5 protein-coding genes are annotated in these 5,956 nt (G+C 68.3%); all 5 read left to right on the forward strand.

Annotated features, from left to right (window positions below; all coding sequences use genetic code 11):
- The first annotated feature begins 35 nt into the window (after positions 1-35).
- Positions 36-335: a hypothetical protein gene (locus tag FV230_RS23300; RefSeq protein WP_246686659.1), complete on the forward strand. Its 300-nt coding sequence runs from the start codon at positions 36-38 to the stop codon at positions 333-335.
- A gap of 202 nt (positions 336-537) precedes the next feature.
- Positions 538-3,618, forward strand: a complete 3,081-nt coding sequence (gene fdnG, locus FV230_RS23305) for a formate dehydrogenase-N subunit alpha (RefSeq protein WP_147728353.1) — start codon at positions 538-540, stop codon at positions 3,616-3,618.
- 15 nt (positions 3,619-3,633) lie between these two features.
- Positions 3,634-4,569: a formate dehydrogenase subunit beta gene (fdxH, locus tag FV230_RS23310; protein ID WP_147728352.1), complete on the forward strand. Its 936-nt coding sequence runs from the start codon at positions 3,634-3,636 to the stop codon at positions 4,567-4,569.
- A gap of 186 nt (positions 4,570-4,755) precedes the next feature.
- The gene (locus FV230_RS23315; protein WP_147728351.1) at positions 4,756-5,475 is read left to right on the forward strand and encodes a formate dehydrogenase subunit gamma; all 720 of its coding nucleotides are present in this window, start codon (positions 4,756-4,758) and stop codon (positions 5,473-5,475) included.
- Positions 5,476-5,479: 4 nt separating this feature from the next.
- On the forward strand, positions 5,480-5,956 hold a 477-nt coding region (gene fdhE / locus FV230_RS23320; protein WP_147844092.1), incomplete at its 3' end, for a formate dehydrogenase accessory protein FdhE.

Raw genomic sequence — 5,956 nt, forward strand, 5'->3', positions numbered from 1 at the left:
TCCCCCGCCTCATCTCCGCCGCCGCCGCCCTGGCGATCGCGCTCGCCTGCACCCCCGGGCACGCCCAGACCAAGCCCGGCGAGATCAAGGGCGTCGACGCGATGGGCGACAAGTCCCGCAGCGCCAACGACGGCTGGAGCCAGGCCCCCGTGCCGCGGGAGGAATCGGCGGCCAAGGACGCGCCCAATCCCGGCGGCAACGCGACGGCCGAGAACCGCAACCGCGACGTGCCGGGCGCCTCGACCGGGTCCTCCTCCGGCACCGAGCCGCAGGCGCCGCTCGATCACCGCACCCCGGGCCCCTCGGGTCAGAACCCCGCCTCGCCGTCCAAGTAAGACGTCCTTAAACCAAGTCTTGCTTCGGCCGGGCTCGGGCCCGGCAAAATATTGCAGCCGCCGCGGGATGGATCGGGCCGGCAAATCGTGGCGGCCCCGACGGCGACAGACCGACGATCTGTGTCACGGAACCGCACTTGCCTCGGCGCGCCAATCCTGGGATTCATGCTGGAATAACTCCAGTTCTGATCGGGATGGACGGATGACGATTCAGGTCTCTCGCCGCGGCCTGCTGAAGGGTGGCGCCGTCACCCTCGCGGGCGGCTCGCTCGGCGCCCTCGGCTTCGGCGGCCTCGAGCCGGCGATGGCGGCGGCGGTGCGCCCCTTCAAGCTCGCGCAGATGCGCGAGACCCGCAACACCTGCCCCTACTGCTCGGTCGCCTGCGGCATCATCCTCTACAGCCTCGGCGACAAGTCGAAGAACGCCCGCTCGGCGGTGATGCACGTCGAGGGCGATCCCGATCACCCGATCAACCGCGGCACGCTCTGCCCGAAGGGCTCGGCGCTGCTCGACTTCATCCAGGCCGAGACCCGGACGAAGTACCCGCTGCACCGCGAGGCCGGCGCGAAGGAGTTCAAGCGCGTCTCCTGGGAATTCGCCTTCGAGCGGATCGCCCGGCTGATGAAGGAGGACCGCGACAAGAACTTCGTGGCCAAGAACGGCGACCTCACGGTCAACCGCTGGACCACGATGGGCTTCCTCGGCGCCTCCGCGACCTCCAACGAGACCGCGTGGCTGACCTACAAGACGGTCCGAAGCATGGGGGCCCTGGTCTTCGACAACCAGGCCAGGGTTTGACACGGCCCATCGGTCGCCAGTCTGGCGCCCTCCTTCGGCCGCGGTGCGATGACCAACCTCTGGATGGACATCAAGCACGCGGACGTCATCACCGTCATGGGCGGCAATGCCGCTGAGGCGCATCCCTGCGGCTTCAAGTGGGTGGTCGAGGCCAAGGCCCACAACAACGCCAAGCTGATCGTCGTCGACCCGCGCTTCACGCGCACCGCGTCGGTGGCCGACCTGTACTGCCCGATCCGCCAGGGGACCGACATCGCGTTCCTTTCGGGCGTGGCCAAGTACCTGCTAGACAACGACAAGCTGCAGCACCGCTACGTCGCGGCGTATTCCAACGCCGGCTACGTCGTGCGCGAGGGCTACGACTTCCAGGACGGGCTGTTCTCCGGCTACGATCCGGAGAAGCGCGACTACGACAAGTCGACCTGGGACTACGAGATCGGGCCGGACGGCTACGCGGTCGTCGACGAGACGATGCAGCACCCGCGCTGCGTCATGCAGCTCCTGAAGAAGCACGTCGCGCTCTACACGCCCGAGATGGTGTCGCGGATCTGCGGCTCGCCGCAGGAGACCTTCCTCAAGGTCTGCGAGCTCATCGCCACGACCTCGACGCCCGACCGGACGATGGCCTCGCTCTACGCGCTCGGCTGGACCCACCACTCGAAGGGCTCGCAGAACATCCGCTCGATGTGCATCGTGCAGACCCTGCTCGGCAACATCGGGATGCTGGGCGGCGGCATGCAGGCGCTGCGCGGCCACTCCAACATCCAGGGGCTGACCGACATCGGGCTGATGTCGAACCTCATCCCCGGCTACCTGAACATCCCGATCGAGAAGGAGCCGACCTACCAGTCCTACGCCGAGAAGCGGCAGTTCAAGCCGCTGCGCCCGGGCCAGACCAGCTACTGGTCGAACTACAACAAGTTCTTCGTCTCGTTCCAGAAGGCGATGTGGGGCGAGAAGGCGACCAAGGAGAACGACTGGGCCTACGACTACCTGCCCAAGCTCGACGTGCCGACCTACGACGTGCTGCGCGGCTTCGAGCTGGCGAAGCAAGGCAAGATGACCGGGTACATCATCCAGGGCTTCAACCCCCTGCTGTCGTTCCCCAATCGCGCCAAGATGACGGAAGCCTTCTCCAAGATGAAGTTCATCGTGGTGATGGATCCGCTCAAGACCGAGACCGCGCGGTTCTGGGAGAACCACGGCGAGTACAACGACGTCGACACCGCCTCGATCCAGACCGAGGTGTTCGAGCTGCCGACGACGCTGTTCGCCGAGGAGGAGGGCTCGCTCTCCAACTCCAGCCGCTGGCTGCAATGGCACTGGCAGGCCCAGGACGCGCCGGGCGAGTGCAAGCCCGACATCGACATCATGGCGGGCATCTTCCTGCGCATGAAGGAGATGTACCAGAAGGAGGGCGGCGCCTTCCCGGACGCGATGCTCAACCTGACCTGGAACTACGCGATCGCTCACGAGCCGACCCCGGTCGAGCTCGCGCGCGAGCTGAACGGCTACACGCTCGCCCCGACGCCGGGCCTCGACGGGCAGACCCTGCCGGCCGGGCGCCAGGTCGACGGCTTCGCCCAGCTCAAGGACGACGGCACCACGGCCTGCGGCTGCTGGGTCTACTCGGGCTGCTACACGGAGAAGGGCAACACCATGGCCCGCCGGGACAACACCGATCCCGGCGACCGCGGCATCGCGCCGAACTGGGCCTTCGCCTGGCCGGCCAACCGCCGCGTGCTCTACAACCGCGCCTCGTGCGACCCGGAAGGGAAGCCGTGGTCGGAGAAGAAGAAGCTCATCGAGTGGAACGGCAAGCAGTGGGTCGGCTTCGACGTGCCGGATTACGGCGTCACCGTCGCCCCCGATAAGGGCGTCGGCCCGTTCATCCTCAACCAGGAGGGCGTCGCCCGCCTGTGGACCCGCGGCCTGATGCGCGACGGGCCGTTCCCGACGCACTACGAGCCGTTCGAGTCGCCGATGGCCAACATCCCGTTCCCGCGGGTGAAGGGCAATCCGGCGTCGCGGATCTTCAAGGACGACCTGGCCGATCTCGGCACCTCGGAGGAGTTCCCCTACGCGGCGACGAGCTACCGGCTGACCGAGCACTTCCACGGCTGGACCAAGCACGCCCGGATCAACGCGATCCTCCAGCCGGAGGCCTTCGTCGAGATCTCCGAGCAGCTCGCGAAGGAGAAGGGCATCGTCAAGGGCGGCTGGGTCCGGGTCTGGTCCAAGCGCGGCTCGCTCAAGGCCAAGGCGGTCGTCACCAAGCGCATCAAGCCGCTGATGTGCGACGGGAAGGCCGTCCACGTGGTCGGCATCCCGCAGCATTGGGGCTTCATGGGCCAGACGAAGAAAGGATGGCACCCGAACTCGCTCACCCCGGTGGTCGGCGACGCCAACACCGAGACGCCCGAGTTCAAGGCGTGGCTCGTCAACATCGAGGCGACGACGCCTCCTGCTGACGCCGTCGCGTAAGGGGAGCATCAGACCATGGCCGATTACAGCTCCCTCGACATCCGGCAGCGCTCCGCCTCCACGGAGACGCCGCCGGCCATCCGCTCGCACATGGAGGTCGCCAAGCTCATCGACGTGTCGAAGTGCATCGGCTGCAAGGCCTGCCAGTCGGCCTGCGAGGAGTGGAACGACCTGCGCGACGACGTCGGCGTCAACGTCGGCGTCTACGACAACCCGCACGACCTCACGCCCAAGACGTGGACCCTGATGCGGTTCACCGAGTACGAGAACGAGGCGACCAACAACCTCGAATGGCTGATCCGCAAGGACGGCTGCATGCACTGCACCGATCCGGGCTGCCTCAAGGCGTGCCCGTCCCCCGGCGCGATCGTGCAGTACTCCAACGGCATCGTCGACTTCATCGAGGAGAACTGCATCGGCTGCGGCTACTGCGTGAAGGGCTGCCCGTTCAACATCCCGCGCATCTCCGAGAAGGACCACAAGGCGTACAAGTGCACGCTGTGCTCGGACCGCGTCGCCGTCGGCCAGGCGCCCGCCTGCGCCAAGGCGTGCCCAACCGGCTCGATCATGTTCGGCACCAAGGCCGCGATGATCGAGCAGGCGCACGACCGGGTCGAGGACCTCAAGTCGCGCGGCTTCGAGCATGCCGGCCTGTACGACCCGGCCGGCGTCGGCGGCACGCACGTGATGTACGTGCTCCACCACGCCGACAAGCCGCAGCTCTATGCCGGCCTGCCGCTCGACCCGAAGATCTCGCCGCTGGTCGCCTTCTGGAAGGGCGGCGCCAAGGTGTTCGGGCTCGCCGCGATGGGCTTCGCCGCGGTCGCCGGGTTCTTCCACTACGTCACGGCGGGGCCGAACGAGGTCGTCGCCGAGGAGGAGGAAGAGGCGATCGAGTACGACCACGAGAAGCGCCGCGACGCCGAGAGCGGCGAGGCCCGGCCGCACTGACGGGCACGGGAGGCCGGCGCCGCCGAAGGCGCGCCGGCCTCCCGGCTCCCGTTCGGGGCCACGGGCGCATCGATCGCGCGCGGTGGATCCCGGCGCGCGAGGACGACGCGGCCCTACGATAAGCGCGAGCCTTGTCCGCGATCGGGAGATCGTGGACGATGCTCCAGGTCGAGAGAAGCAGACCCGATGACCGTTCACACCGACATCCGAGACGGCGATGCCCGCCCCTTGCGCGAGGTGCACGAGGCGCCGGAGATCCTCTACGTTCCCCGCTACACCGGCCTGCAGCGCGTCAACCACTGGATCACCGCGATCCTGTTCACCCTGCTGACCCTCTCCGGCCTGGCGATGTTCACGCCGTACCTGTTCTCGCTCACCGGCATCTTCGGCGGGGGCCAGGCGACGCGGGCGATCCACCCGTGGTTCGGCGTGGCGCTGGCGGTCAGCTTCGCGCTGCTGTTCCTGCGCTTCTGGAAGCTCAACATCCCCAACAAGGACGACGTCGCCTGGTCGATGAAGATCGGCGACGTGGTCACCAACCGCGAGGACCGGCTGCCCGAGCTCGGCAAGTACAATGCCGGCCAGAAGGGCGTGTTCTGGGGCCAGACCGCGCTGATCGGGATCATGTTCGTCACCGGGCTGGTGATCTGGGACCAGTACTTCTACCAGTACACCGTCATCGAGACGAAGCGCTGGGCGCTGCTGGCGCACTCGCTCGCCGCGGTCGTCGCCATCGCGATCATCGTCGTGCACATCTACGCCGGCATCTGGGTGCGCGGCACCGGCCGGGCGATGGTGCGCGGCACCGTCACCGGCGGCTGGGCCTATCGCCACCACCGCAAGTGGTTCCGGCAGATCGCCGGCGGCAAGCGCCAGCGCGGCTCCACCGACAAGCGCGGGCACTGACGCCTTGGCCCGTTTCTTCAAGCGCACCCCCGCGGCCGAGCCCGCGGGGCAAGATCCCGCCGCGCAAGATCCCGCCGATACCGCCGGTAAAACCCCGAAACGCCAGAAGCTGCACGAGCTGCAGCCCGATCCGGACCGGATCGGCATCGCCGGCTCGGTGCCCTTCGTCCAGCTCCCCGTCCCGGCCGACCTGTTCGCGAACCGCGCCCTGCGGCTGCAGCGCCTCGCCCCCGACCATCCGATGGGCGGCTACCTCGACCTGCTCGCCCGCATCGCCACGGCGCAGGCCTCGGTTCAGGCCGCGCGCGCCGGACAGGTGCCGCAGCCCGAGACCGAGCCGAATGCCGACAGCGCCCTGCGGCTCGAGCACGGCATGCCGCCGCTCTCGCGCCACAGCCTGGAGGCGCCCGGCGCCTTCCTGGCCTGCCTGGACGGGCTGCTCGCCGCCCTCGACCTCGGGCCGGCGCCGCAGGCCGCCCAC

The sequence above is a fragment of the Methylobacterium sp. WL6 genome, assembly GCF_008040095.1.
In the GTDB taxonomy this organism is placed as follows: domain Bacteria; phylum Pseudomonadota; class Alphaproteobacteria; order Rhizobiales; family Beijerinckiaceae; genus Methylobacterium.

What these genes read in the sequence shown, in the direction of transcription:
- fdxH (WP_147728352.1), top strand. Translation starts at nt 3,634, where the DNA reads ATGGCCGATTACAGCTCCCTCGACATCCGGCAGCGCTCCGCCTCCACG.
- FV230_RS23315 (WP_147728351.1), top strand. Translation starts at nt 4,756, where the DNA reads ATGACCGTTCACACCGACATCCGAGACGGCGATGCCCGCCCCTTGCGC.